The sequence below is a fragment of the Agrobacterium sp. ST15.16.024 genome, assembly GCF_027956545.1.
Taxonomy (GTDB): Bacteria; Pseudomonadota; Alphaproteobacteria; order Rhizobiales; family Rhizobiaceae; genus Agrobacterium; species Agrobacterium cucumeris.
The window spans coordinates 176,187-202,203 of the sequence record NZ_JAQKGO010000001.1 but is presented as its reverse complement, the minus strand read 5'-3'; the positions used below and the strand labels follow the sequence as shown (position 1 = coordinate 202,203).

Here is a 26,017-nt window from a genome sequence, read left to right as displayed (position 1 = left end):
AGAGCCCGCCGCCGCGGGCTCTTTCTTTTTTCAGCCATTGCCGATGATAATGCCGGCTGCCAGCACCAGCGAACCGCCAAGCACAACCTGAAACACCGCCCGCAGGAACGGCGTTTCCATGAAGCGGTTCTGAATGAAGGCGATGGCCCAGAGTTCCACGAAAACGACGATGGCGGCGATTGCCGTGGCCGTCCAGAAATGTGGAATGAGATAAGGCAGCGCGTGGCCGAGGCCACCGACGGCCGTCATGATGCCAGAGGCGAAGCCCCGTTTTACCGGCGAGCCACGGCCCGAAAGCTTGCCATCATCATGGGCGGCCTCGGTAAAGCCCATCGAAATGCCCGCGCCCACGGAGGCTGAAAGGCCGATGAGGAAGGTCTGCCAGGTATCCTGCGTGGCGAAAGCCGCGGCGAAGATCGGCGCAAGCGTCGAGACGGAACCGTCCATCAACCCCGCAAGGCCCGGCTGCACATAGGTCAGAAGAAACTGCCGCTTGGCCGTTGCCGCCTCTTCGGACTTGCCGTCTTCATCGAGATGTTTTTCTTCCAGCCGTTGGGCAATCTCTTCGTGCCCCCGCTCCGCCTCGGCCAGGTCACCCAACAGCTTGCGTGTCGAGGCATCGGTGGTTCGCTTGAGCGCTTCATCGTAAAAGCGGATCGCCTGCGCTTCCATCAATTCCGCCTGGGCGCGAATTTTCTCCAGCGACAGATTCTTCACCAGCCAGTCCGGCGTGCGTTCGTAAAATCCGCGCACATGTTCGCGGCGGATCAGCGGGATGGTTTCTCCGAAACGGCGGCGATGCATGTCGATCAGGACATTTCGATGCCGCTGCTCGACCTCCGCCATGTCTTCGAAAACCTTTGCGGATTGCGGATATTGCCCGCGCAGATGATCGGCGTAGGAGCGGTAAATACGGGAATCATCCTCTTCCGACGAGATGGCGAGTGCCAGGATTTCCTGCTCGCCGAGCGAGGAGAAGGGACGTTTGGACAGGGAAAAAAGACTGCGGAACATGGCTGAAACCTTTTTAGAATAATTCTAAATACAGCGGCAGACCGCCACAATCAAGCTTTTTAGAATGATTCTAATACGTCAAAGCGTCGCATTGCGGCGGACCACCAGACGGCGTAAATTTATGGAAAAGGAAGCACGATGCAGGATCCAATCACGGCAAAGGCCGCCCATAACGCCGACATCCAGCACAAGGCGGAAAGAGCCATGGCAGCGATCGGCGTCGATGCCGGTTTCATCGATCTGCTTGTCGAGACATTTTATGGCCGCGTTCTAAAACATCCGACGCTTGGGCCGGTTTTCGATGCGCGACTTTCCGGGCGCTGGCCGGAACACATGGACAAGATGAAACAGTTCTGGTCGGCAATCGCCTTCAAGAATGGCGGTTACGGTGGCAAGCCGGTACAGGCGCATCTGGGCGTGAGTGGAATGACGGCCGAACTTTTCCCGCAATGGCTCACGCTGTTTTCGGCAACGCTCGATGACATCGCGCCCAGCAGGCAGGCCCATGACTGGTTTATGGAAACGGCGGAACGCATCGCCAAAAGCCTGACACTTTCGCTGTTTTATAATCCTGCAATGGACGATCCGGCATTGAAACGCACGCAACCCTGACCATGGCAGGGCAGAAGCCACAAGAAGAACGCGATCACGTGCCAAAACGGCAATCGACAGGCATTGCAGAAGAGCGCGCAAGTTTGGCACATTCCCTCTTGATGGTTGCAAGGATAAATGGTTAGTAGCCTTTGGGAGGCGTACCGTGCGGTTCGCCTGTAATATGCAGACGTATCAGGGCTTATCGACATGGATCGCAGATCATTTATCCGCAAGGCGGGCGCTCTTGGCGCCGGTGTTACCGCAACCGCGCTGGCCGCTCCGGCCATTGCGCAGGAAAACCCCAAAATCACCTGGCGCATGACGTCGTCCTTCACCAAGGGCCTCGACATTCTTTTCGGTGCTGGCCAGATGGTCGCCGATCACGTCAAGGAAGCTTCCGGCGGCAACTTCGTCATCCAGCATTTCGCCGGCGGCGAAATCGTGCCGGCGCTGCAGGCGGCCGATGCGGTGACGGCCGGAACCGTCGAAATGGCGCATACCTGCGCCTATTATTACGTCGGCAAGGACCCGACCTTCGCGCTTGGAACCTCGGTTCCCTTCGGCCTCAACGCGCGCCAGACGAATGCCTGGTTCAACCAGGCCGGCGGCAATGAGCTGCTCAACGAGTTCCTTGCCCAGCACAATATCTACTCGATCCTGCTCGGCAATACAGGCGCTCAGATGGGCGGCTGGTTCCGCAAGGAAATCAACACCATCGACGACCTCAAAGGCCTGAAGATGCGCATTGCCGGCCTCACCGGCCAGGTGATGCAGAAGGTTGGCGTTACCCCGCAGCAGATCGCCGGCGGCGATGTCTATGCCGCGCTGGAAAAGGGCACGATCGACGCAACCGAATTTGTCGGCCCCTATGACGACCAGAAGCTCGGCTTCTACAAGGTCGCAAAATACTACTACTATCCGGCATGGTGGGAAGGCGGCCCGGCCGTGCATGCCTTCGTGAACCTGCAGAAGTTCAACGAACTGCCGGAAAACTACAAGCGCATCCTGAAAGACGCCTGCGCCGCCGGCAGCGCCAGCATGCTGGAGCGCTACGATGCGCGCAACCCGAAGGCCCTGAAAGAACTGGTGGCGCAGGGCGCCATCCTGCGGCCGTTCAGCCAGGAAATCCTTGATGTCTGCCACAAGGCGGCGCAGGACACCTATGCGGAGATTTCGGCCAAGAACGAGAACTTCAAGAAGATCTACGAGAGCCAGCAGGCCTTCAAGAAGGACGCCTATCTCTGGGCGCAGATCGCCGAATATACCTATGACACCTACATGATGATCCAGCAGCGCAACGGCACGCTCTGATCCTCCTCATTTCCCGACCATCTTCAGACGGTCATCCGGCATCTGCCGGGTGGCCGTTTTGTTTGGCGAGACCAGCTTCCACACTTGCCGTTCACGCCAGTCGACCGGGCTCATGCCGGTGACGCGGCGAAATTCCCGGTTGAAGTTGGACTTGGTCTGGAAACCCGAGGAGAACATGATCGCGGTTACCGATTGCTCCGTCTCCTCCAGCAGCCGGCAGGCTTCGCGAATACGGAGCTGGTTGACATATTGCGAGACATTAATGCCGAGGGAACGATTGATCGCACCGGATATTAACCGGCTCGGCAGGCCGAGGCGTCTGGCCAGCCGGGTCAGGTTGAGGTTCTCGTCGCGGTAAAGCGCCTGTGTTGTCATGAGCTGGTCTAGGCTTGCGATTATGTCGCGGTCCTGTTCCGATGGTTCTGAGGGAGGCGGCAATTCCTCAGCCGGCTCTGCAGCCGTTTGCGGCGCTTTGCTTTTTCCAGCCAGGGCGGCCATCAGACCGATCAGCAACAGCCCGAAAAGATTGGCATTGCTGACAAGCGCGGCGACATTTTCCCCATGCGCCCACTCAAAATCGATGAACACGAGAAGATCGAACAGCGCCGAAACACAAAGCGCCACGGCGGCGATAATCAATGCCCTGTGCGCAGAAGTGACGCTGGCGAATTGCGCCTCGTCCAGCCCATCCGGCCCTTTTCCTCCCAGAAGAAGCAGTGCGGCGGCATGGCCGACGAAGATGAGGATCAGGGCAAGGTCGATCACTACCGGCAAGGCGAATTCCAGAACAACGATCAACAAAGGCGAGAACACAAGACTTGCCAGCATCGCTCTCCTGCTGTCTGCCCCGACCCTCATCAAGCCACGAAAGGCGATATAGACTAGCGGCGGCAGGCAGGCGGCAAGGACCGGCAGGACATAACGTACCGCATTGACGCCATACCCCCAGCGCAGGCCGACAAGAACCGATTGCGCGGCGCAAAGCGCGATCAGGGCCAGGAAGGCGCGGTTCGTCCGCACATCGTCTCCGCTTCGGAAAAAGACGATGAACATGACGACCAGCAGAAGCGCCACGACGAATGGCAGGGGAATGAAAAGCACGAATAAATATCCCGGATCGACGACCTGTTGTCTTTTCATGGACCAGATCGCGTTTCGGTACGACCTCAAACGCGATCAAGGACGCGAAAAACAGGTGACGGTGCAGATTGGGTCTCGTTCTTTCCGACCGCAAGAGGTTTTTCATGCGTCCCATCGTCACCATCACCACCATGCTGTTTTCCGCTCTCATTACCCAGCAGGCTTTTGCAAATGAAGCCGTTGGCGTCAGCGAAATCGCCATCCACTCTCCCGAACGTGGCAAGGACCTTGCTGTCACCGTCTGGTATCCTTCGGAGGGCAACGGCACGCAGACGCGTTCCGGCGAGGACCGGATTTTTCAAGGCACGGCCGTCTTCCTGGACAGCACAGTGCGGCCGGGTCGCCTGCCGCTGGTGCTTCTGTCACACGGTTCGGGCTCGAGAGTGAGCGGCATGGCCTGGATCGCCGCAAAGCTTGCGAGCGAAGGTTTCATCGTCGCCGGCCCCAACCATCCCGGCACCACCAGCGGCGATTCAACACCTGCCGATACGCCGAAAATCTGGGAGCGGACGGGCGATCTTTCTACAATCATCACCGCGCTGACGACGCAGGGCAAATGGTCGGGCGCGATCGATGCGCAGAGGATCGGCGTCCTCGGCTTTTCGCTCGGCGGTAGCGCGGCAATGGAGATTTCGGGCGCACGCGCCGATCTCAACGCGTATAAGCGCTATTGCGAAGACTATGCCACGATGATGGATTGCCAATGGTTTGCCGGCGGCCGGGGTTATCTCAACAACGAGCCGGTCAGTGTACCGAAGCTCGACCTAGGAACCCTCGACAAGGCCCGTTTCGAGCAGCAGAACCGCGATCCACGCATTCGTTCCGCCGTGCTGGTCGATCCTGGCCTCGCACTCGCCTTCCAGCCGGACAGCATGAAAACAATCGACATTCCGCTGGCCTTCATCAATCTCGGCAGCAAGGGGAAAATTCCACCGGCCGTGCTGGCGGACAAACTGGCAGCCGAGGTGCCCGGCGCGACCTATCAACAGGTCGATGAGGCCAACCATTTCAGCTTCCTGCCCCTATGCAAACCGGATGCCGATGCGTTTCTCAAATCCGTTGGCGAGCGTGATCCGATCTGCGAACCAGCCGGGCCGCGCGACCGTGCGGATATTCATGCCGAACTGGAAAAGGTGATTGTTGACGCCTTCAACCGCACGCTGAAGCCGGGACAATAAGCAGACTAAATGCTCTAGCCGATCCGCTTGTAAAACAGCGTCGTGCCGCAATAACGCCCATCGGGAAACAGGGCGTAATCGGGAATGACCCCGACCCGTTCCCAGCCAAGGCGGGGATAGATAGCCTCTGCATCACTGCCTGTGGCCGTATCCAGCACCAAAAGGGTACGGCCACGGGCTGCCGTTTCCTCTTCAACCTTCTGCATGAGCTTGCGGGCAAGCCCGAGACCCCGCGCCGAGGGATGCACGAGAAGCTTCATCAGATCACCGCGATGTGGCTGGTTGGGTTTGGAAGCGAGGCCCACCTGCACGGTTCCCACCACCTTGCCATCCACTTCCGCCACGACATGGATCGTGCCGCCCTCATTCGCCGCTTCCGCCACGGCTCGCCAGAAGGGCTCTGCATCCTGCGGGGAAAAGGGCAACATGAAACCGACGGATGCGCCGCCATTGACGCAGGCGGAAAGGACTTCGCAAAGTTCCGGCAGGACGTCGAGCGTCTCTTGCCCGTTCAGCACGCGGATGGTGGCCATGAAAACTCCTCTGGAAAAAATCAGCGCTGTCTTTGATCCAGCACGACGGCGTAACGGGCGGGTTTTTCGGAAGGATTGTGAAAGACATGTCCTTCACCGACCGGCATGAAAAGGCAGTCGCCGGGCTCCATCAGATGCACCGTACCGCCGCTCGTCATCTCCAGAGCGCCTTCGAAAAGCCAGACATACTGCGTCGTGCCCCGGCTTGCCGCATGCGGCGGAAAGCCGACACGCGCACCAGCCGGAAATTCGACTTCGACGATATCGACATCGGATTCCACACGCGGCGGGGAAATAGCGCGGCGGACATAACCGGTCTCCGGATCTTTCCAGAGTTGCTGGTCGCGTTTTCTCACCAGCGGGGAAACAGCCTCTTCGTTTTCGGCGAAGAAGCCGGAGAGCGACAGGCCCAATGCTGCGCAGATACGGGCGAGCAGCGACGCCGTCGGGCTCGCCTCACCCCGTTCGATGCGCGAAATCATGGCGCGGCTGACACCGGATTCAGAGGCAAGCCGATCCAGTGTCAGGCCGTTTTCGGCCCGCAACGACCTGATCCGCTCACCAATTGAACGTTCGAGAATATGATCTTCGTTTTCCATCATATGAGATTAGAATTCCCATATGATGGAGTCAATATCCATGATAGTGGAAACCCGATTACCGTCGGATGGCCATTATCGCGGGAACAATGAAGGCTTCAGGCACCGACCTGGACAATCCAGTCGTTCAGATTATAGTAGTTTGTTACTCGACTAACTTTTCCATCCTTCAGGTCGAAGAAGGCACCGGCGGGCAGGACGTATTTCTGGCCATCGGCTTCCGGCAATCCCTCATCAGTCTTGAGATATTCGCCATTGACGGTGAATTCCGCCGAGGCACGTTTACCGTCTGCGCTCGCCATGATCACCATGTCGGTGAGGTTTTCCTTATAGCAGCGGTTCATGTGGTCCATGAAGGAGGCAAAAGCCGCCTTGCCGGCCTGGCGCTCGCCCTGATTGATGTCATGCACCACCTCGTCATGAAGAAGCGCCAGAAAGGCATCCATGTCCTGTCGGTTGAAGGCATCGTAATAGGCGCGGATGGTCTCGGCAGCGGTCATCGTCTTCTCCGTTCAATGCTTGCGCGGGTTTTCCATGACGGTATAACCAGCGGAACCGAAAGTGAAAATGCCCATGACCGTCGAAATCAAGTCTCTTTCCGGCATTGATGCCGCACCCTATTTCGATGATCTCGCACGGCTGCGGATCACGGTGTTCCGCGCCTTCCCCTATCTCTATGATGGTTCGGTGGAATATGAGCGCAAATATCTGGCCACCTATGCCGATACGAAGGGCGCTGTTTTCGTGCTGGCGCTCGACGGCGGGCAGGTTGTCGGCATGTCCACGGGCATGCCCATGGCGGCGGAAACCGACGAGGTGAAATCGCCTTTCCTGGCGGCCGGTTACGACCCGTCGCAGCTGTTTTATTTCGGCGAAAGCGTGCTGTTGCCGGATTATCGTGGTCACGGCATCGGCGTGCGGTTTTTCGAGGAACGGGAGGCCCATGCCAGACGTCTCGACTTCGACTGGTGCACCTTCTGCGCTGTCGAACGGCCCGCCAATCACCCGCGCCGCCCGGCAGATTACGTGCCGCTAAATGCCTTCTGGGAAAAGCGCGGCTACCGCCACCACCCCGAGCTGCGCACCAGCTTTACCTGGCAGGATATCGATGAGAGCGTCGAGAGCCCGAAACCGCTGTCCTTCTGGATGAAGAACATCGCCGCAGGAGATAGAAACCGATGACCCGCCTCGCCGCCAGCCAATATGCCATCGAACTGATCGAGACATGGGAAGCCTATGCGGCGCATCTTGCCGCCATCGTGCGCGAGGCGAAAGAAACGGGTGCGGAACTGTTGCTTCTTCCGGAATATTCGGCCATGGCGCTGACCGGGCAATTACCGCCCGAGGCGCGGTCGGATCTGCATCGTTCCATCGAAGAGATACAGCCGCTTATTCCTTCCTGGGTGGAACTTTGCGAGGAGCTGGCCCGCCAACATCAAATCCTCTTCCAGCCGGGCAGCGCGCCGGTGAAGGACCCGGACGGCAAGTTCCGCAACCGGGCATGGCTGTTTGGACCGGACGGGTTGATCGGTTATCAGGACAAGCAGATCATGACGCGTTTCGAGCGGGAGCAATGGAACATCTATGCCGGCACGGAGGGTCTGAAAGCCTTCGACACGCCAGTCGGCAAGCTCGGCATCCTCATCTGTTACGATAATGAGTTTCCCATGCTCGGCCGCAGGCTGGCGGAACTCGGCGTGGAACTCGTTCTTGCCCCCAGTTGCACCGACACGCTGGCCGGCGCTTACCGGGTGCGCATCGGCGCACAGGCGCGGGCGCTGGAAAACCAATATGCCGTGCTCTCCTCTCCCACCGCAGGCGAGGCCCCATGGTCACCTGCCGTCGATGAAAATCGCGGCCGTGCGGCGCTTTACGTGCCGTCCGACTACGGCATGCCGGCATCCGGCATCGTTGCGGAAAGCGACAGCGATGCGGTGACGCAGAGCACGCTATTGATTGCCGATATCGATCTTGCCGCTGTCGCGAGACTCAGAACCGAGGGACAGGTGGCCACCCGTCGCGACTGGCCGGAGCAATTTGCGATCTAAAAAGCCCATTTTAAAGGGCTTTTAACCAAATTCCCGCTTTGCGGCATGAGAAGCCCCTGCTATAGCGCGGAGCATGAGCACAAATTCGACCCGCACGCCCCTGGACCATATCCGCAACTTCTCGATCGTTGCCCACATCGATCACGGCAAATCGACGCTGGCCGACCGGTTGATCCAGTCGACGGGCGGCCTTGCCGAACGCGACATGTCGGAGCAGGTTCTCGATTCGATGGATATCGAGCGCGAGCGCGGTATCACCATCAAGGCCCAGACCGTGCGCCTGCACTACAAGGCGAATAACGGCGAGACCTATGTGCTGAACCTCATCGACACGCCCGGTCACGTCGACTTTGCCTATGAAGTGTCCCGCTCGCTTTCGGCCTGCGAAGGTTCGTTGCTGGTGGTGGACGCATCGCAGGGCGTGGAAGCCCAGACGCTTGCCAACGTCTATCAGGCGATCGACAATGATCACGAACTGGTGACGGTGCTCAACAAGATCGACCTGCCGGCGGCCGAACCCGACCGCATCAAGGAGCAGATCGAGGAAGTCATCGGCATCGATGCTTCCGACGCCGTGATGATTTCGGCCAAGACCGGCCTTGGCATTCCCGATGTTCTGGAAGCCATCGTCAATCGCCTGCCGCCGCCGACGAGCGAAGTTGGCGAAAACGGACCGCTGAAGGCACTGCTGGTCGACAGCTGGTACGACACCTATCTGGGCGTCATGGTTCTGGTACGCGTCATCGACGGCGTGCTGAGCAAGGGCCAGCAGATCCGCATGATGGGTTCAGGCGCCAAATACGGCGTCGAGCGCGTGGGCGTGCTGACCCCGAAGATGGTCAATGTCGACAGCCTCGGCCCCGGCGAGATCGGCTTCATCACCGCCTCGATCAAGGAAGTTGCCGATACCCGCGTCGGCGATACGATCACCGACGACAAGCGCCCGACCGCGCAGGCCCTGCCCGGCTTCAAGCCGGCACAGCCCGTGGTGTTCTGCGGCCTCTTCCCCGTCGACGCCGCCGACTTCGAAGATTTGCGTGCAGCTGTCGGCAAGCTTCGCCTCAACGACGCTTCCTTCTCTTTCGAAATGGAATCGTCCGCCGCTCTCGGCTTCGGTTTCCGTTGCGGCTTCCTTGGCCTGCTGCATCTCGAAATCATTCAGGAACGCCTTGAGCGCGAGTTCAATCTCGATCTCGTCGCCACAGCACCTTCGGTTGTCTATGAAATGACGCTGACTGACGGTACCGAGAAAGAACTTCACAACCCGGCCGATATGCCCGACGTGGTGAAGATCAAGGAAATCCGCGAACCGTGGATCAAGGCGACGATCCTGACGCCGGACGAATATCTCGGCGGCATCCTGAAACTGTGTCAGGACCGGCGCGGCCTGCAGACGGAGCTGACCTATGTCGGCAACCGCGCGATGATCACCTATGAACTGCCGCTCAACGAAGTGGTGTTCGATTTCTACGACCGGCTGAAATCAATCTCCAAGGGTTACGCCTCGTTCGATTACAACATCATCGATTATCGCGAAGGCGATCTCGTCAAGATGTCGATCCTCGTGAATGGCGATCCTGTCGATGCGCTTTCCATGCTGGTGCACCGCTCGGCGGCCGACCGGCGCGGACGCGGCATGTGCGAGAAACTCAAGGAACTCATTCCGCCGCACATGTTCCAGATCCCGATCCAGGCGGCCATTGGCGGCAAGGTCATCGCCCGCGAAACCGTGCGCGCGCTGCGCAAGGACGTGACGGCGAAGTGTTATGGCGGCGACGCGACGCGTAAGCGCAAACTTCTGGACAAGCAGAAGGAAGGCAAAAAGCGCATGCGCCAGTTCGGCAAGGTGGAAATTCCGCAGGAAGCGTTTATCGCCGCTCTGAAGATGAACGACGAATAAGCAGCACTGATACTGCATCGCTATTGGAGGGAGGCTTACAGCCTCCCTTTTGCGTTTGAAGCGACATGGTTAGGTATGCAGCTTTGCGCCCTTGGTGATTTTGTCGACGATCTTCTTGTCCGCCCGCAGCGCCATGCCGACCACCCTGGCATTCTCAGGAGAAAACTCCGAAAATACCTGACGGTTGGCGACATCGTGCCCGGTCGCGAACATTTCCTCAATGTAGAGTGATGTCGTGACATCACGCTCGAGGGATCGCTGATGGATCTTTCGGAGCACCTCCTGATCGGTGGCCATGACAACGATCGGCTGGATGGACAGGGGATTGTAGACGTTGCCGGCACCATCGCGGTATGGTTCCCCGATGATCTCTCCGGTCTGGGCGACAATCCCGGACATGAGAAATGCGGTAACGTTCAGTTTTTGCCACACGGCAAGGTCATCACGAAGGATGACGGCGATCTTGGTATCAAACATGCGAACTCAATCTGGCTGTGGTTACGAAAGAGAAGCAACCCTAGACCCTTCGCGCACCATCGATCTTGAACGTTCGTGCAAATTCGAGGGGATCGTGCAGGCGCCCGCAAGCGAGGGCATAGAACGCATCGAAGCACGCTTTCATGGTAACGCTTATGCGCTGCATCGCCATGACACCTACGCGCTCGGCGTCACGCTTTCCGGCGTCCAGACTTTTTCCTATCGCGGCACCTCGCATTTCAGCATGCCGGGAAATGTCATCGTGCTGCATCCTGACGAAGTGCACGACGGCGGCGCAGGCACGGATGAAGGCCTGCGCTACCGCATGCTTTATCTTCCGCCTGAAAAAATCGCGCAGGCGGGATATCAGGCGCTGCCCTTTGCAAAAAACCCCGTTATCGAGGACGCCGCGTTCCGGCAATGTCTGATCGAGGCGCTCGGCAATCTCGAGAGCGAGCCAGACAATCTGCTCCTGACAGACTGGCAATCGAGACTGGCGGATCTGCTTTCCAAACATTCGAACGGCAGCGCTACAACCATCAAGCGGATTGACCACGCCGCCGTTTTGCGGTGTCGGGACTATCTGCTGGAGAACAGTGCCGACACCGTCGGTGCAGAGGAACTGGAGCGAATAAGCGGGCTAGACCGCTTTACGCTCTTCCGGCATTTTCGTGGCCTGCTGGGAACCAGCCCGCATCGTTATCTCATCATGCGGCGGTTGCAAAAATGCAAGGAGATGATGCGGGCCGGCGCCAGCCTTGCTGAAACGGCATTTGCCTGCGGGTTTGCCGATCAGGCGCATTTCACCCGGCATTTCAAGAACGCCTTCGGCATGCCTCCCGGACGCTGGCTTAGCCTCACCTCCAGCTGATCATTCCGGAAACAGGATCGACCGGTGCGCCGCGGCACCTGTCATGGCACCATCGCCCACAGCAAGGGCGACCGAGCCTGCCGGCCTTGCGACATCACCGCAGGCAAAGACGCCGCGGACCGTGGTCTGTTTCATGGCATCAGTCACGATGCTCCATCCCATGGGCCCCTCCTCCACGGAGCAGCCGAGTTTTCCGATCCAGTCTGAGGTGATCCGCAGTTTTGGCTGGGTGAAAAGACCGGCCAGCGCAATGCTGCGGCCGTCGGCCAGAACGACATCCGCATGTCCGGCAATTTCCGCGATACGGTCTTTTTCCACCCGGACACCACGGGCAGACAGAAGTGCGGCCTGATCCTCATCCGGCACGAACATGCCATTGGTAAAGAAAGTCGTCTCACCCCAGTCCGGCAGCATCAGGGCGTGATGAATAGCCATGGGTGAAGCGGCAATGACGCCGATTTTTCCCTGATCGAGTTCGTAGCCATGGCAATAAGGGCAATGAAAGACCGAAGAGCCCCAGCGCTCTTTCAGCCCGGCTATGTCAGGCAGCTGATCGGTAACGCCCATGGCAAGGATCAGCCGGGCTGCATTTTCGCGGCGATGACCGTCGATCTCAATGGCGAAATCGCCAAAAGACCCCTCGGCCCCGGTCACGCTACCCTCCGCCCACGCTATCGTCTGGTAACGCTCGATCTGACGTCGCGCTTCGGCGACGATCTCGCCCGGTGCTTTGCCATCCTGTCCAAGAAACCCATGGGAATGGCTGGCAAAACGGTTCCTTCTTTTACCCGCATCCACAACAAGAACGTTCTTTCTGGCGCGGCCCAGCTGCAGGGCGGCGGATAGACCGGCATAGCTGCCGCCGATGACGATGACGTCGAATTTCATGATGCACCTATCGTTCAAGACCGGGCAGGAAGCGCCCGCTTATTTTCACGATACTTATATTGTTACGTGATTTTTTGAGTCAAGAGTCACGCAACTTATATTGTTACGTCACTTCGGAACTGATAGCGTGGCGAAAAACAAATGGGCTTGCGCAATGAGACACGACACGCGCCTTTCAAGGGTGCTGCATATTCTGATCCATATGGAAAAACACGAGAGAGCGGCGACCTCTGAAAGCATCGCCGCCATGCTGCAGACCAATCCTGTGGTAGTGCGCAGAACCATGGCGGGCCTGCGGGAGCATGGTTATGTCTCATCGGAAAAAGGCCATGGCGGCGGCTGGGTCCTGGCGCGACCGCTCAGCGAGATCACCCTGCTGGATATTTACCGGGCACTCGGCGCACCGGAGCTGTTTTCCATCGGTCTGGCGGGCGACAATCCGAACTGCGTTATCGAACAGGCAGTCAATGAGGCCCTTTTTGACGCGATGAAAGAGGCGGAAACCATTCTCCTGTCCCGCTTTGGAAGCATAACGCTTGCAGCGCTGGCGAAAGAATCGATCGCCCGCTGGTCCAAAATGTCCAATAGCCCATCGGCGATGGAGCAGCTCTAAAGGCGAAAGCTGATTGCATCCACAAAAAAACCGCCTGCCCGAAGGCAGACGGTTTTATCACATCAGTCAACCCGTTACGGCTGGGTCTGAGTACCACCCGTATTTGGGCTTGCCGGGGCCGTGTTGTTTGCCGGCGGCGTTGCCGGGGCAGTCGGCGCCATGGGTGCCGGTGCCTGATCCGTGGCCGCAGGCGGCGTGGTGGACGATGTCGTGGCCGGATCGGTGGTCGGGCCGCTCATCTGCGACCAGGCAAAAACACCCACCAGCACGACGACGATGATCGCCAGCCACGGTACCCAAGACGACGAGGTCCGGGCAGTCGGCTCATTGCTGATATTCAGTTCCGGACGAAGATCGCGGTCCGGGCGCGGGTTGTTGGGATCGAATGTCATGGTATTTCTCCTCTTCACTCTGCGGAGAAAACGGTGTTCACGCGATTTTGTTCCGATTCATCCCCATGCCTTCAGGGCAGGCGGTGATCGGCCGCCTCCCGAAGCGCATCCTCCAGCACCGTCATGATCTGCGGACTGCCCATTTGCGATACATTGAAACGCATGAAACTGGATGCATTCTGCGAGGAACTGAAGACGTTGCCGGGTGCCAGAACCACCTGCTGCGCAAGCGCGCGGCGCGCCACATCGCCCGCATCCACTCCGTCCGGCAGACGGCACCATAAAAACATGCCCGCCTGCGGCTCGATCCAAGGCACACATCCAATCGACTTCAGACGTGCCGCCGCCTGCGGCATCACGGCCGCAAGGCGCAGTCGAAGCGCATCGACATGCTTGCGGTAACTGCCATCCGTCAAAAGCGACAGTACCAGCGCCGCAGAAAAATGCGCTCCACCGAAAGCGGTGGCGATCTTGAGATCGGTCAGCGCTTCCACCCATGCCAGAGGTGCCGCGATGAAACCGCACCGCACGGAAGCCGACAGGGTTTTTGAAAAGCTGCCGATCTGGACAACACGGTTAAGACCATCAAAAGCAGCCAGCCGCGGTGCCGCCTGTGTTTCGAAATCGGCAAAAATATCATCCTCGATGATGGTCAGCCCCGCCTGTTCGGCGAGCATCAACAGCCGATGGGCGGTAACGGCGGAAAGTCTGGCGCTGGTCGGATTATGGATCGCGGAATTGGTAATATAAAGACGTGGCTGGTGTTCTTTCAGCGCCTGCTCGAACAGCGGCAGATCCGGCCCGGTTGGCGTGTAAGGCACGCCGATGACCCTGACGCGGTGCGCGCGCAGCAGCGCATGGAAATTGAAATAACAGGGATCGTCGACAATCACCGCATCCCCCGGCTGCAGCAGGAAACGGCAGAGAAGATCGATCGCCTGCGTACCGGAATCGGTGAGCATGATCTGGCCGACACCCGCCTGTACGCCGTGTTCGGCAAGCCTGCGCGACAGAAGCTGGCGAAGTTGCAACAGCCCCATGGGGCTCGCATAATCCGTCAGCAGGGCAGTATCCGCACGGGCAAGCCCCCGCATCGCCCGCCGCAGCGCTTCCTCCGGCATCCATGACGAGGGAAGCCAGCCGCAGCCGGGCTTGGCAAGGACGGAGGCCTCATCCAGCGCCTGCCGGGACACCCACAGGGGATCCACCGCCCTGTCCAGCCGCGGCTCGATATCGGCCAGAGATAACGGGGCAAGCGGACCGGCCACAAAAAAACCGGAGCCCGGACGCGAACCTATCGTGCCATCAGCCACCAGGCGGTCATAGGCTTCGACGACGGTGGAGGTGGAAACCTGCATCGCCTTTGCCAGCGCCCGCACCGAAGGCAAACGTGCGCCCGGCACAAGGCTGCGCGCGGCGATGCGCTGGCGGATGCTCGCCATTACTTTTTCTATGCGTGTTCCGGGCTGCATGCCCGGTCGGGGCTCGATGCGCGTGACGGGAACAACCTGCTCGTTCAAACCACTCTCCATCCGTACTGGGTTAACAGCCATAACAGTTTCTTGAAATTGTATACGACTGTTGCTGTTCCTGCCAGCCGTTCCGGATCAAGAAAGCAAAATGCAGGAGATGACAATGGACAAGACGACAAGCGGCTGGCTGAACGGCCTTATCGGCGTGGTGATATTCAGTGGTTCGCTGCCGGCCACACGTATTGCGGTGACCGATTTCGATCCGGTGTTCCTGACTGTTGCCCGCGCCAGCATTGCCGGCATTCTGGCACTCGCCCTGCTGTTGCTGTTCCAGCAAAAACGCCCGGCGCGGAACGATATGACATCGCTTTTTATCGTCTCGTTCGGTGTGGTGGTGGGTTTTCCGCTTTTGACGGCGCTGGCGCTGCGTCACGTGACATCAGCGCATTCCATCGTCTTCGTCGGGCTATTGCCGCTCGCAACTGCGGTCTTCGCGGTGTTGCGCGGTGGTGAACGTCCCCGCCCCGCCTTCTGGCTGTTTTCCTGCTTGGGCAGTGCTCTCGTGGCAGGTTTTTCACTATCGAACTCGCTTTCAGCCGGAGCTGGGGCTTCGCTTGCCGGCGATCTCCTGATGCTGGGCGCGATCATCGTCTGCGGACTGGGTTATGCCGAAGGCGCCGCGCTGTCGCGGAAGCTGGGCGGCTGGCAGGTCATCTCCTGGGCACTCGTTCTCTCGCTGCCGGTGATGCTGCCGCTTGCCTTTTTCACCGGACCGGAAACGCTTGCCGGCATCGATCCGCAGGCCTGGGGCGGCCTTGCCTATGTGTCGCTGTTCAGCATGCTGATCGGCTTCATCTTCTGGTATCGCGGGCTGGCGCTCGGCGGTATTGCCGCTGTGGGCCAGCTGCAATTGCTGCAGCCATTCTTCGGGCTGATGCTTGCAGCAACGTTGCTGCATGAAGAGGTGAGCCCTGCCATGATCGGAGTTACGCTTGTCGTGGTGCTTTGCGTTGCGGGTGCCAGAAAATTCGCGCGCTGACACCCGCCCGGATCAGCTTGAACGGCGGTCGATCCAGCGATGCCATGCGTCTTCGCTGCCGTTGAAGACATTGAGATCGATACGGCCATCTACACCGTGCGACAGGCCGGAGCCGGAATACTGCCAGAACAGCCACTTACGTCCGGGATAGACCACGGACGGATGCTGGGCGACGGCGCGCAGCCAGAATGGATAGTCCTGGAATTCGCCCGTGAGGTTGTCCTTATAGAAATCAGGTGCCGTATAAATGATCGGCCGCTGTCCGTAATGGCGCTCAAGCTTGGTCATGAAGACGCGCATCTTTTCCAGCACGCGCTCACGGGAATGGCGCATCTTGCAGCTCGACTCGCCGTTATATTCCACGTCAATGACAGGTGGCAGCGCATCAGGATCGCGCGGCACGTTGCGAATGAACCAGTCCGCCTGCTCGCTGGCCGAGCGGCACCAATAAAAGAAGTGATAGGCGCCGCGGCGGATGCCTGCCTCCTTCGCGCGCTGCCAGTTGGTACGGAACATCGGGTCAAGATGATCGCCACCATCCGTCGCCTTGATGAAAGCGAAATTGGCGCCACGGGTGCGCAGCTGCGGCCAGTTTATATTTGCCTGCCAGCGGGAGACATCCACACCGTGGACCTGAAAATGGCGCGGCTGAACGCGGCCGAAATTGATTGGCTTGGCATCGCTGAAACTGGAGCGGAAAATACGCGAGCGGATTTGTGCGCCGGCGCCCGCTGCCGGCGCGGCGGCCATGGCCAATTGCACCGGGCGCTCCATTTCGCGAACCATCGGGCGCTCCGCCGGCCGCACCATTCCCGCCTGCGATGGCGCCGGCAAACTGATTTCAGGCGCATTCTGAAGCAGGGAGGCTTTTGGAGTGACGGCGGAAAAGGCCTTGGGCTCTTCAGGCACCGGCCCGCCCCATGCCAGCACTTCCTGCCGTGGCTGGGCGGTGATCGCCTGCGTACCAACACTTGCCTGCGGCACGGGTGCCGAAGGCGTGACCGAACTTGTCGTCTCCTTCGAGGGCAGGCCAGCCACCAGGCTTTCCGGCCCGGAACTGGTGCAGCCACCTAACAAAAGGCAACCGAAGAAAAGTGCTGGCACAGCCGATGATCGCATGAGAACCCGTACGCAAAACAAATCGGGGGCACTCAAACGCCGCCCGGAGACCTCGAAATACAATTGCTAACGGAAGATTATCAAAAAAGACTGAATCTTATCTTTACGCCGGCACCTGCCAATGCGCCTGTCATTTCTGGCAGGCAAAATGCTTCGAGTTCTCACAGGGCGGCAGGGATCAGGCCGTCATGGTGGTCAGATCGACGGTATCGGCGCCAGGAGAGTTTTTCTTGATCGACTCGATCGCATGGACGGCCGAGGCCTTGGCCTTGTACCCTTCCGAAGAAAACATCGTTTCGCCGTTGGATGCCTTGAAGCGAAAACGATATTCGCCAGCCTTGTCCTGATAAATCTCAAATTTATACATGTTCTTCACATCTCCTTGCTGATGATGGTGAAACGACCACGACCCTGATCGCCCTCGTTAACAACGAAAATAATCCGCTTAAATGAGCCGCACCCAGGCACGCGCAATTTCCAGACCAGCCGCATCAGCCATATCTGCGCGCCTGCCGCGATGGTCGCTGTATTTTTCCAGCCAGCCGGGCGCCATTTTTTCGACCGATGCCGGGAAGGCCTCACACCATCTGTCCACCACAGCGGTGGATGCTTCGAAATGGAACTGGGTGCCATAAACCGCCCGGCCTAGACGGAAGGCCTGATTTCGCGTCGCTTCATTGGTTGCCAGCCGTATTGCGCCCGGCGGAAGCGTGAACGTATCGCGGTGCCATTGAAAGATAGGGAATATTTCATCCAGTCCCGCCAATAGCGGATCTGATACACCGCCTTCCGTCAGCGATACATCTTCCCAACCGAATTCAGGCGGGCCGGAGAGAATATTTTCTCCCCCATAGGCGCGCGCCAGCAACTGGCTGCCAAGGCACACGCCCATCACGGCCTTATCGGCATCGCCAAAGGCTTTCATCAAAAGCGCAAGGTCTGGAAGGTAGGGATAAAGCGCGTCATCGAGGGCATTCTGCTCACCGCCGAGAACGATGAGCGCATCATGCTCACCGGCACCCGTGGGAAGAGGCTCGCCCGCATAGGCGCGGATGACATGCAAGTCCGAACCCGCTTCTTCCAACGCAACCCCGAGCTGTCCGTGCGGCGTGCCCGCCATGTTTTCGATGATTGCAACGCGCATACGGCCTCTCGATGGTGTTGAAAATTCAAACGACGCAATTGCCTGTCAAATTCAAGCTTCACCATGAGAAAAACGGATTTTCAAGAGGCATGAAGGGTGGCGGGGCAATATTGAAAACCCCGCCGACGGAACCTTAGAATTCCCGGGACATTTTTGCGTCGACGGAATGCCGGTTGCCGCCACGAACGGCGAAGAACAAGAATATAGCCGCCCATAGGATCGACTTTTCTGCACCAGCCAGCCCCTCTGCCTTTACGATGCCGTGAAAATAGACCGTTACCAGCAGGACGATCATGGCCGCGAAAGAGGCAGGCCGCGTGAAGAGGCCGATCGCCACCAGAATACCGCCGAAAAACTCTGTGGCGGCAAGAAGCGGCGACCAGAACACGCCGGGATAAAAGCCAAGGCTTTCCACCATGCCGACCGCACCGAAAGGGTTGGCGATCTTGCCGAAACCATGGGTGACGAGAAGAACACCCGCCGCAACGCGCAGAATGGTCTCCACCAGATCATGCGTCGAGTTGTAAAGCGGTGCGGCAGCGGGAACGAAAAGACGCTGACGGTTATTGTCGAACTGGGCCATAGGATCTCCACGTTTCAGCCTTCGATGGCTTATCTGTTCGCAAAGCTCCGTGATAAGAACAAGAACGCGCCGGGTAAAAACATGAGTGTTATAGTTGACATTATCGTGACCGGACTTTGAAGGAGACGTGACCATGACCGACACCAAGCCGCGCATAACCATTCGCTATTGCACGCAGTGCAACTGGTTGCTGCGCGCAGGCTGGATGGCGCAGGAGATCTTGCAAACCTTCGCTTCTGATGTCGGCGAAGTCAGCCTCATCCCCTCAACCGGCGGTCTGTTCGAGATCACCGTGGACGACGCCACCATATGGGAACGCAAACGCGATGGCGGTTTTCCCGGCCCAAAAGAGCTCAAACAGAGAATCCGCGATATCATCGATCCGGACCGCGACCTCGGCCATGTGGACAGAACGAAGCATGACGGGCTCGACACCTGACCCGGCGACATGTTTCAACAGCCTCCAACCAAGTTTTTTCCCTTTAAAATCAATGATCGTCATAAAAGTTCAAAAAGTCTGTTGACACCGGGCGGCTGCCCTCGTACATCGCTCTCCGTCGCCCAGATGGCGGAATTGGTAGACGCGCCAGCTTCAGGTGCTGGTACTCGAAAGGGTGTGGAGGTTCGAGTCCTCTTCTGGGCACCATTCCTTTTTTGATCTTAGCCAGATCAATGACTTAGACGAAAAAACAGCAACATGCAGGCCTCCCGCGAAACGCAGGGGCGCATGTTGTGTTTTTTTGATCTGATCAAACTCATGGTTCCCGTTCCCCCCAAAAAACGATTGCCACCTGCGCGAACGCAACATTTGTCACGCCGACAAAATGCCCGCCGCTTCTTCATGCGAAATCATTATATGTGAAAGCCTCGTCTGGCCTCGTCGAGCTTACGGCTGAGAGTCTTTGTCGCCACTGTTTTGCGAATGTTGTTCGCAATTCGGCGTGCAGGATAGCACGGTTCGTTCCGTCTGGCGGAAAACGCGAACTGTATTGCCTTCATCGATGGAGACGAGAATGCGCTCATCGACAATCGGATTGCCGTCGGCATCAAGAAGCACGAGATTTGTCGTGCCGAAACTGCGGCCGGTCAGCACAATGGTCGTGGCATCGGCGACCGTGGCATCGGCAACTTTCGAATTACCAACAATAACCTTGCTGACAGGACGATCGAGACGGAGAACACGGGCGTGGTTCATCGAAACGCGCAATATGTCTTCCTGGGCGAAAACAGATTGCGACGAGCCTCCCATAATGACGGACAAGCCGACCACAATTTTCGCCAGTTTTCCGGATGACACGCGTTTGGCCCTTATTCATTACCCGCACTTTACTGCGTCGCAGAATGCGCGGTTTTAGTGAATGAAGCGTTAAATGGCGAAAATGCACGATGCAAGCAGTAACCATGCGCAGCTGAAGTCTTTTCCCGCCTCCACCGGCTCGCATCAAAATTGAACATATATGCCCCATCGAGGGAGTCGCTTTCCAAAAATGGGAAATCCCTTGCGCCGGAATGTATTTGTTTATCAGCAAATATAAAAATACGCGCAATACTTTTTATCTTTGTTTACCAAGAGAAACTCATCATGCCATTTACTTTAGATTAAGGATTTTTTTTAAGTGGTTAGAAATCGCTCGGCTGTAGTTTGAACGCAACCGAACAACGGAAAACAGTTGTCGGCGTGCTGAACCAAACAAGAGTTAGGAGATACTCATGACCAAGATTTTCGCTCGTTTCCTCAAGGACGAATCCGGCGCCACGGCAATTGAATACGGCCTGATCGCCGCGCTTATTTCCGTTGCAATCATTGGCGGTGCCACGACTGTCGGCTCCCAGATCAAGCTCCTCTTCGAAAATATCGGCGACGAAATGACGACAGCAACCGGCAAAACGGGTTGATAGCTACGTTCTTGAATGGCCACCCCTTAAGAGGGTGGCCATCTCAGTATTTTTGGCATTGGTTGCCACCCATGTAGGAAACTCCTTTGTGGAATTGATGCAATGGTTGTAGCAGCAATTTTTCTGACTTTGCCTTTGTGCGTTGCTTTTGCTGCACTGAATGATCTATTGAGTATGACCATACCCAACAGAATACCCCTTATATTGCTGCTTTCCTTCATAGTGGTTGCACCATTGACGGGTATGGATTGGCAGACTTTCGCGATGAGCATTGCTGCAGCCGGTGCGGTATTTTTAGTCTGTTTTGGACTTTTTGCGGCCAATGCAATGGGAGGCGGAGACGCAAAGTTGCTAACCGCTGCGACAGTCTGGTACGGTTTCAATATATCGCTTGTGGAGTTTCTGCTCGCAGTGACATTCCTCGGCGGCGTGTTGACAATCGGCATCCTGCTTTTGCGGTCACGCTCGCAGGAAATCATGGCAGCCGGCATTCCCATTCCGGATTCCCTGCTGGTGGCAAAAAAAATCCCCTATGGCATCGGCATCGCCATTGCCGGCCTTTTGACTTACGGTGACGCGCCGCTCGTAAAAGCAGCCATCGCCAGTCTTACCTGAACAAGTTACAGCGCTGACGGATTAAAGTCCCGTTAACCACAAATCCAAGCATAATATTAACCATAATTATACCAATCACGCGCCATCCTGAGGGGAGAACAAACTGATTCCCTCAAGGATCGAGCATGAAACCGTCGCGTATCGTTATTCTATCCGTTGCCCTGGTCGCTGCCGGTCTTGCCGGTCTTGTCGCCATGCAGATTTCCGGCGCAAAGCAGGTCATCGAAAAAGCGGAAACGATCATCCAGAAGGAGCCGACGGTCAATGTTCTCGTTTCCTCGGTCAATTTGCCCGTCGGTAGTCGCCTGAACGATAGTTCGATGCGCTGGACACCGTGGCCACAGGGCAATGTCGTCGACAACTTCATAACCGAAACCAAAAACCCGAATGCGATCACCGAACTCACCGGTGCCGTCGTGCGGTTGCCCTTGTTCGAGGGCGAACCTGTGCGGCCGGAAAAGGTTGTCGATTCCAGCACCCGCATCATGTCTTCACTTCTGCCGGCGGGCAAACGCGCCGTCGCTACGGAAATTTCCGTCTCCACGGGCGCCGGCGGTTTCGTGCTGCCGAATGACCGGGTGGATGTCATCATGGTTCGCAAGGGCGATAACGGCAATTTCCTGACCGAGAACGTTTTGAACAACGTCCGCGTTCTCGCAATCGACCAGCAGATCAAGGAAGGCGAGGACGGCATCTCCGCCGTCGTCGGTGCGACTGCAACTCTGGAGCTGACCCCAGAACAGGCAAAAATCATAACGGTGGCGCAGCAGATGGCGGATCGGCTCACTCTCGCGTTGCGCTCGATCGCCGACGCGCAGGAAAACGATACGCTTTCAGCCGGCTACCTTCTCAACGGCGGCTCCGGCCAGCCGGAAATTCAGGTGATCAAGTCCGGGTCGATCGTCAAGGGCAGTCAAGGAGCATCACAATGACCGGGGAGTTCATGGCAAAGCGTGTTAAAAGACACCTGCGTTCATCGATGCTGGGCGGACTTGCATTCTGCGTAGCTTTTTCAGGTATTCCAGGCCCGCATTCGCCTGAATTTCTGCGCCTTGGCGAAGCCGTGGCACAAAGTGCAAGTATCGTTCGGATTACCGAGAGCGGATCAGGCATCCGCAAACGGCTGAAGCTAGGTCTCAACAAGGCATTGGTGATTGATCTGCCTGAGGATGCGCACGACATTCTCGTTGCGGATCCAAGCCTTGCCGATGCCGTGACACGCACTTCTCGGCGTATTTATCTCTTCGGCAAGACCGTGGGACAGACCAATATTTTTATTTTCGGTCAGGGCGGTCGCGAAATCGTCAGCCTCGATCTTGAAGTGGAGCGCGACATCTCCGGCCTGGAGGCCAATATCCGCCGCTTTATTCCCGAATCGGATATCAAGGTGGAAATCGTTTCGGACAACATCGTCCTTACCGGATCTGTGCGCACACCGCAGGATTCTGCGCGTGCCGTGCAGCTTGCCGACGCGTTTCTGAAGGGCGGGGAAGCCACCACCCGCAATATATCACTCACCGGCGGTGACAATGGCGGCGATGCGGCAATTTTTGCCGAACGACGCCAATTATCGCAAATCGTCAACATGTTGACGATCGAGGGCGAGGATCAGGTAACACTGAAGGTGACTGTCGCCGAAGTCAGCCGGCAGGTGCTGAAACAGCTCGGCTTCAATGGTTCCATTGGCAGCTCGACAAGCAATAATGGCTTTGAGTTCTCAAATCCGTCCAATCTTGGGAATGCAATCAGCACAGCCTCGCGAATAGCCAGCGGTTCGATCGGTTCCGGTTCGCTGAACTTTGCCACCTATCTCAATGCCATGGAACAGGCTGGCGTCGTACGCACTCTTGCGGAGCCTAGTCTCACTGCCATCTCCGGTGAACAGGCCAAGTTCTATGTGGGGGGAGATTTCCGGATCGCCGGGACCCAGGAAGTTACGCTCGACAAGGATACAAATACTCCGACCATCACCCGCGAAACGGAAACAGTCGACTACGGCATCACACTAAATTTCAAACCCGTGGTACTTTCACCGGGAAGGATAAGTCTCAAAATTGAGACCAATGTCTCCGAGCCGACCTATGAAGGCAACGTGGTAACCGGCAACTATGGGCGCAACATTCCCGGCTCGACCTATATGTCAGTCCGCAAGCGCGAAACCTCCACAACAGTCGAGCTTCCATCCGGCGGATCGATCGTGATCGCGGGTCTTGTTCAGGACAATGTCCGTCAGGCCATGTCCGGACTTCCGGGCATGTCGAAAATCCCGATTTTCGGCACGCTTTTTCGCAGCAAGGACTTTATCCGCAACGAGACGGAGCTGGTCATCATCGCCACGCCCTATCTGGTGCGGCCGGTTGCGCGCAACCAGATCGCCCGTCCGGATGACAACTTCAACCCGGAAAACGATGCCGCCATGTATTTCATGAACCGCGTCAACAAGGTCTATGGCCGGAAAGACCAGGTCCAGGCAGCGCCCTATCAGGGGTCAGTGGGGTTCATCTACAAATGACGACACGCGCGCGAAATCTCCTCTTCAGAGCAAGCCCGATAAGGGCAGGAAACGTCATGCCGGAAATAACCCCCTCTTATTCCCTCAGACGGGCCGGTCTCGTCTCCATGGTTGCGCTCGTCGCTGGCCTGCTGCAAGGCTGCGCACGCGATCCGCTAACAACCAATGCCATTCCCGATGATTATCGAACACGTCATCCGATCACCCTTTCGGAAGCGGAGCACTCGCTGGATATTCCGGTTTCGGCTGGTGACAACCGGTTGACCACCGCAGTGGCGGATAACGTCCGTGGTTTCGCCCAGAATTATGCGTCCATATCGACCGGCATCATCAATATTCAGACGCCGTCGGGATCGGCCAACTCGGCAGCGGCCTCCAGAATGGCGAAGCAAATCCGCTCAACGCTTTCCGGCGCTGGCGTCCCTTCGGGCAAAATCATGGAAACACGTTATGCGGCATCCCCAAATGGCGATGCCGCCCCCATCCGCCTGAGTTATGTCGCTGTTACCGCCATGACCGGGCAATGCGGCCAGTGGCCCGAAGACCTTTCGGACAATACCTTCGCCAACAAGAACTGGTACAATTTCGGATGCGCTTCGCAGAGCAATCTCGCCGCACAGGTTGCCAATCCAATGGATCTGGTCGGCCCGCGGGGCATGAGTCCGATCGATGCCGAGCGTCGCGCCGTGGTCATAGACTCCTATCGCGGCAAGAGCACGACGGCGACGACGGACTGATGTGGTTCCACCATTTGTTACGGCAGGATAGACGATGAGCGCTGTAGAATACGATATCAAATCAAGCGGCGGCACAGACGCCGCGCCCGTCCGCGCCGGGGACATGGATCGTCTGCGGCCCCTGCCCCGCATTTCCGTCCATGCCTTCTCTGTCAGCGACAATATGCAGGGCGTCATGGACGCATTGTCCGGCGACAGACGCATGAGCAAGGTGACCCTTCGGGTGACCAAGGGGGACATCAACGCGGCAGCCACGATGTTCTCCGCTTCGCCCACGCCCAATCTCATCATCCTGGAGACGGCAAGCGCACCCGCTTCGCTGCTGGATGATCTCGCACCGCTGGCGGAGGTTTGCGACCCCACCACCCGTGTCATCATCATCGGCCGACACAATGACATAACGCTTTATCGCGATCTCATCCGTAACGGCATTTCCGAATATCTTGTCGCCCCGGTCAGCATGGCCGATCTGCTAGGCTCGATCGCGACGATCTTCGTCGATCCGGAGGCGGAACCGCTCGGCCGCAACATTGCCTTCATCGGCGCCAAAGGCGGAGTGGGGTCCTCGACGATCGCGCATAACTGCGCCTTCGGCATATCCACGCTGTTTTCCACCGAAACCATCCTGGCCGACATGGACCTTGCCTATGGCACGGCCAATATCGATTTTGATCAGGACCCTGCCCAAGGCATGGCGGAAGCCGTGTTTTCACCGGAACGGCTGGACGAGGTGTTTCTCGACCGTCTTTTGACGAAATGCTCCGACCATCTGTCACTCCTGGCGGCACCGTCACTTCTCGACAGGACCTATGATCTTGATCGTCAGGCTTTTCTCCCAATTCTCGAGGTTCTGCAGCGTAGCGCCCCTGTTGCGGTCCTCGATCTTCCCCACCAATGGTGTGACTGGACGCGGGCAGTCCTTGCGGAAGCCGATGAAGTGGTGATTACGGCGGTTCCCGATCTCGCAAATTTGCGTAATACGAAGAACCTGTTCGATGCGCTGATAAAACTGCGACCGAATGACAAGTTACCGCACCTCATTCTCAATCAGGTGGGCATGCCGAAACGTCCGGAAATCGCGCCGGCGGACTTTCTCGAGCCATTGGAAATCGAGCCGATTGCGATCATTCCGTTCGATACCCTGCTGTTTGGAAATGCCGCCAACAGTGGTCGCATGATCAGCGAGATGGATGAAAAATCCCAGATCGCGGAAACTTTCTCACAGATCGCCCATACGATTACCGGCCGTACCGTGCTGCGCAAAAGCAAACGCGGCGGCCTGGACAAACTCAAGAATATTCTCAAGCGCAAATAGGCTTCGCCTGTGCGTCCTTAGACGGAA

30 protein-coding genes and 1 tRNA gene are annotated in these 26,017 nt (G+C 57.7%); 17 read left to right on the top strand and 14 right to left on the bottom strand.

The annotated features are described in order from the left end of the window. Positions 1-30 precede the first annotated feature (30 nt). A complete protein-coding gene (gene mbfA, locus PL640_RS00975) occupies positions 31-1,014 on the bottom strand; it encodes an iron exporter MbfA (protein WP_142840850.1) in 984 nt (327 codons plus the stop codon). A 138-nt stretch (positions 1,015-1,152) separates the two neighbouring features. On the opposite strand from mbfA, the gene PL640_RS00970 reads away from it, so the two are divergent. Then, positions 1,153-1,626: a group III truncated hemoglobin gene (locus PL640_RS00970; protein WP_142840849.1), complete on the top strand. Its 474-nt coding sequence runs from the start codon at positions 1,153-1,155 to the stop codon at positions 1,624-1,626. Between the two features lie 189 nt (positions 1,627-1,815). Next, positions 1,816-2,919, top strand: coding sequence for a TRAP transporter substrate-binding protein (locus PL640_RS00965; protein ID WP_065114627.1), 1,104 nt, complete (start codon positions 1,816-1,818; stop codon positions 2,917-2,919). A 6-nt stretch (positions 2,920-2,925) separates the two neighbouring features. Here the strand turns inward: PL640_RS00965 and PL640_RS00960 are convergent, their stop codons facing one another. Beyond that, a complete protein-coding gene (locus PL640_RS00960; protein WP_271361428.1) occupies positions 2,926-4,020 on the bottom strand; it encodes a helix-turn-helix domain-containing protein in 1,095 nt (364 codons plus the stop codon). 143 nt (positions 4,021-4,163) lie between these two features. On the opposite strand from PL640_RS00960, the gene PL640_RS00955 reads away from it, so the two are divergent. After that, entirely contained in the window at positions 4,164-5,237 is a 1,074-nt protein-coding gene (locus tag PL640_RS00955; RefSeq protein WP_271360551.1) for an alpha/beta hydrolase family protein, read from the top strand. A gap of 14 nt (positions 5,238-5,251) precedes the next feature. On the opposite strand, the gene PL640_RS00950 is transcribed toward PL640_RS00955, so the two are convergent. From PL640_RS00950 to PL640_RS00940, 3 genes are all read right to left on the bottom strand, one after another. Continuing rightward, entirely contained in the window at positions 5,252-5,770 is a 519-nt protein-coding gene (locus PL640_RS00950) for a GNAT family N-acetyltransferase (protein WP_271360550.1), read from the bottom strand. Positions 5,771-5,790: 20 nt separating this feature from the next. Then, positions 5,791-6,372 carry a helix-turn-helix domain-containing protein gene (locus PL640_RS00945; RefSeq protein ID WP_405049183.1) on the bottom strand — a complete coding sequence of 194 codons (582 nt, stop codon included), beginning with the start codon at positions 6,370-6,372 and terminating at the stop codon, positions 5,791-5,793. 95 nt (positions 6,373-6,467) lie between these two features. Beyond that, positions 6,468-6,869, bottom strand: coding sequence for a ketosteroid isomerase-related protein (locus PL640_RS00940; RefSeq protein WP_271360549.1), 402 nt, complete (start codon positions 6,867-6,869; stop codon positions 6,468-6,470). A gap of 73 nt (positions 6,870-6,942) precedes the next feature. Here PL640_RS00940 and PL640_RS00935 point away from each other — a divergent pair, with 73 nt between their 5' ends. From PL640_RS00935 to lepA, 3 genes are all read left to right on the top strand, one after another. Further along, positions 6,943-7,551 carry a GNAT family N-acetyltransferase gene (locus PL640_RS00935; RefSeq protein ID WP_269700349.1) on the top strand — a complete coding sequence of 203 codons (609 nt, stop codon included), beginning with the start codon at positions 6,943-6,945 and terminating at the stop codon, positions 7,549-7,551. Continuing rightward, positions 7,548-8,417, top strand: a complete 870-nt coding sequence (locus PL640_RS00930; RefSeq protein WP_271360548.1) for a carbon-nitrogen hydrolase family protein — start codon at positions 7,548-7,550, stop codon at positions 8,415-8,417. Before PL640_RS00935 ends, PL640_RS00930 begins: the two co-directional genes overlap by 4 nt. A gap of 61 nt (positions 8,418-8,478) precedes the next feature. Then, a complete protein-coding gene (gene lepA / locus PL640_RS00925) occupies positions 8,479-10,317 on the top strand; it encodes a translation elongation factor 4 (protein WP_271361426.1) in 1,839 nt (612 codons plus the stop codon). 69 nt (positions 10,318-10,386) lie between these two features. Here lepA and PL640_RS00920 read toward each other — a convergent pair whose 3' ends face one another. Further along, positions 10,387-10,794: a DUF2000 family protein gene (locus tag PL640_RS00920; RefSeq protein ID WP_271360547.1), complete on the bottom strand. Its 408-nt coding sequence runs from the start codon at positions 10,792-10,794 to the stop codon at positions 10,387-10,389. Positions 10,795-10,888: 94 nt separating this feature from the next. On the opposite strand from PL640_RS00920, the gene PL640_RS00915 reads away from it, so the two are divergent. Continuing rightward, on the top strand, positions 10,889-11,665 hold the full coding sequence (locus tag PL640_RS00915; RefSeq protein ID WP_271361425.1) for an AraC family transcriptional regulator: 777 nt from the start codon (positions 10,889-10,891) through the stop codon (positions 11,663-11,665). On the opposite strand, the gene PL640_RS00910 is transcribed toward PL640_RS00915, so the two are convergent. After that, positions 11,666-12,553: an NAD(P)/FAD-dependent oxidoreductase gene (locus PL640_RS00910; protein WP_271360546.1), complete on the bottom strand. Its 888-nt coding sequence runs from the start codon at positions 12,551-12,553 to the stop codon at positions 11,666-11,668. It abuts the gene before it with no gap. Between the two features lie 154 nt (positions 12,554-12,707). Between PL640_RS00910 and PL640_RS00905 the strand changes: the two genes are divergently transcribed. Beyond that, on the top strand, positions 12,708-13,166 hold the full coding sequence (locus tag PL640_RS00905; protein WP_271360545.1) for an Rrf2 family transcriptional regulator: 459 nt from the start codon (positions 12,708-12,710) through the stop codon (positions 13,164-13,166). 74 nt (positions 13,167-13,240) lie between these two features. On the opposite strand, the gene PL640_RS00900 is transcribed toward PL640_RS00905, so the two are convergent. Together PL640_RS00900 and PL640_RS00895 are read right to left on the bottom strand one after the other, a co-directional pair. After that, positions 13,241-13,558, bottom strand: coding sequence for a hypothetical protein (locus PL640_RS00900; RefSeq protein WP_142840837.1), 318 nt, complete (start codon positions 13,556-13,558; stop codon positions 13,241-13,243). A gap of 71 nt (positions 13,559-13,629) precedes the next feature. Continuing rightward, positions 13,630-15,030 (bottom strand): aminotransferase-like domain-containing protein, encoded by a 1,401-nt coding sequence (locus PL640_RS00895; RefSeq protein ID WP_271361424.1) that lies wholly within the window; start codon positions 15,028-15,030, stop codon positions 13,630-13,632. A 163-nt stretch (positions 15,031-15,193) separates the two neighbouring features. Here PL640_RS00895 and PL640_RS00890 point away from each other — a divergent pair, with 163 nt between their 5' ends. After that, positions 15,194-16,069, top strand: coding sequence for a DMT family transporter (locus PL640_RS00890; RefSeq protein ID WP_271360544.1), 876 nt, complete (start codon positions 15,194-15,196; stop codon positions 16,067-16,069). Positions 16,070-16,081: 12 nt separating this feature from the next. Here the strand turns inward: PL640_RS00890 and PL640_RS00885 are convergent, their stop codons facing one another. The 4 genes from PL640_RS00885 to PL640_RS00870 all read right to left on the bottom strand — a co-directional run bounded on the left by PL640_RS00885 (position 16,082) and on the right by PL640_RS00870 (position 18,915). After that, positions 16,082-17,188, bottom strand: coding sequence for a glycoside hydrolase family 25 protein (locus PL640_RS00885; RefSeq protein ID WP_271360543.1), 1,107 nt, complete (start codon positions 17,186-17,188; stop codon positions 16,082-16,084). A 178-nt stretch (positions 17,189-17,366) separates the two neighbouring features. Then, on the bottom strand, positions 17,367-17,555 hold the full coding sequence (locus tag PL640_RS00880; protein WP_046799222.1) for a YegP family protein: 189 nt from the start codon (positions 17,553-17,555) through the stop codon (positions 17,367-17,369). Positions 17,556-17,633: 78 nt separating this feature from the next. Then, on the bottom strand, positions 17,634-18,332 hold the full coding sequence (locus PL640_RS00875) for a type 1 glutamine amidotransferase (protein ID WP_271360542.1): 699 nt from the start codon (positions 18,330-18,332) through the stop codon (positions 17,634-17,636). Between the two features lie 133 nt (positions 18,333-18,465). Beyond that, on the bottom strand, positions 18,466-18,915 hold the full coding sequence (locus tag PL640_RS00870) for a DoxX family protein (RefSeq protein WP_271360541.1): 450 nt from the start codon (positions 18,913-18,915) through the stop codon (positions 18,466-18,468). A 133-nt stretch (positions 18,916-19,048) separates the two neighbouring features. Here PL640_RS00870 and PL640_RS00865 point away from each other — a divergent pair, with 133 nt between their 5' ends. Together PL640_RS00865 and PL640_RS00860 are read left to right on the top strand one after the other, a co-directional pair. Then, on the top strand, positions 19,049-19,354 hold the full coding sequence (locus PL640_RS00865; RefSeq protein ID WP_271360540.1) for a SelT/SelW/SelH family protein: 306 nt from the start codon (positions 19,049-19,051) through the stop codon (positions 19,352-19,354). Between the two features lie 120 nt (positions 19,355-19,474). Further along, positions 19,475-19,561 (top strand) — tRNA-Leu (locus tag PL640_RS00860). A gap of 240 nt (positions 19,562-19,801) precedes the next feature. Here PL640_RS00860 and PL640_RS00855 read toward each other — a convergent pair. Next, complete coding sequence (locus PL640_RS00855) at positions 19,802-20,164, bottom strand: pilus assembly protein N-terminal domain-containing protein (RefSeq protein ID WP_153515366.1); 363 nt, start codon at positions 20,162-20,164, stop codon at positions 19,802-19,804. 461 nt (positions 20,165-20,625) lie between these two features. Here PL640_RS00855 and PL640_RS00850 point away from each other — a divergent pair, with 461 nt between their 5' ends. From PL640_RS00850 to PL640_RS00825, 6 genes are all read left to right on the top strand, one after another. After that, the gene (locus PL640_RS00850) at positions 20,626-20,811 is read left to right on the top strand and encodes a Flp family type IVb pilin (protein ID WP_271360539.1); all 186 of its coding nucleotides are present in this window, start codon (positions 20,626-20,628) and stop codon (positions 20,809-20,811) included. 102 nt (positions 20,812-20,913) lie between these two features. Continuing rightward, the gene (locus tag PL640_RS00845; RefSeq protein WP_271360538.1) at positions 20,914-21,426 is read left to right on the top strand and encodes an A24 family peptidase; all 513 of its coding nucleotides are present in this window, start codon (positions 20,914-20,916) and stop codon (positions 21,424-21,426) included. Between the two features lie 125 nt (positions 21,427-21,551). Then, complete coding sequence (gene cpaB / locus PL640_RS00840; protein WP_052820178.1) at positions 21,552-22,358, top strand: Flp pilus assembly protein CpaB; 807 nt, start codon at positions 21,552-21,554, stop codon at positions 22,356-22,358. Continuing rightward, complete coding sequence (locus PL640_RS00835; protein ID WP_271360537.1) at positions 22,355-23,938, top strand: type II and III secretion system protein family protein; 1,584 nt, start codon at positions 22,355-22,357, stop codon at positions 23,936-23,938. Before cpaB ends, PL640_RS00835 begins: the two co-directional genes overlap by 4 nt. A 56-nt stretch (positions 23,939-23,994) precedes the next feature. Continuing rightward, positions 23,995-24,675 carry a CpaD family pilus assembly protein gene (locus tag PL640_RS00830; RefSeq protein WP_271360536.1) on the top strand — a complete coding sequence of 227 codons (681 nt, stop codon included), beginning with the start codon at positions 23,995-23,997 and terminating at the stop codon, positions 24,673-24,675. A gap of 34 nt (positions 24,676-24,709) precedes the next feature. Then, entirely contained in the window at positions 24,710-25,990 is a 1,281-nt protein-coding gene (locus PL640_RS00825; protein WP_271360535.1) for an AAA family ATPase, read from the top strand. Positions 25,991-26,017 lie beyond the last annotated feature (27 nt).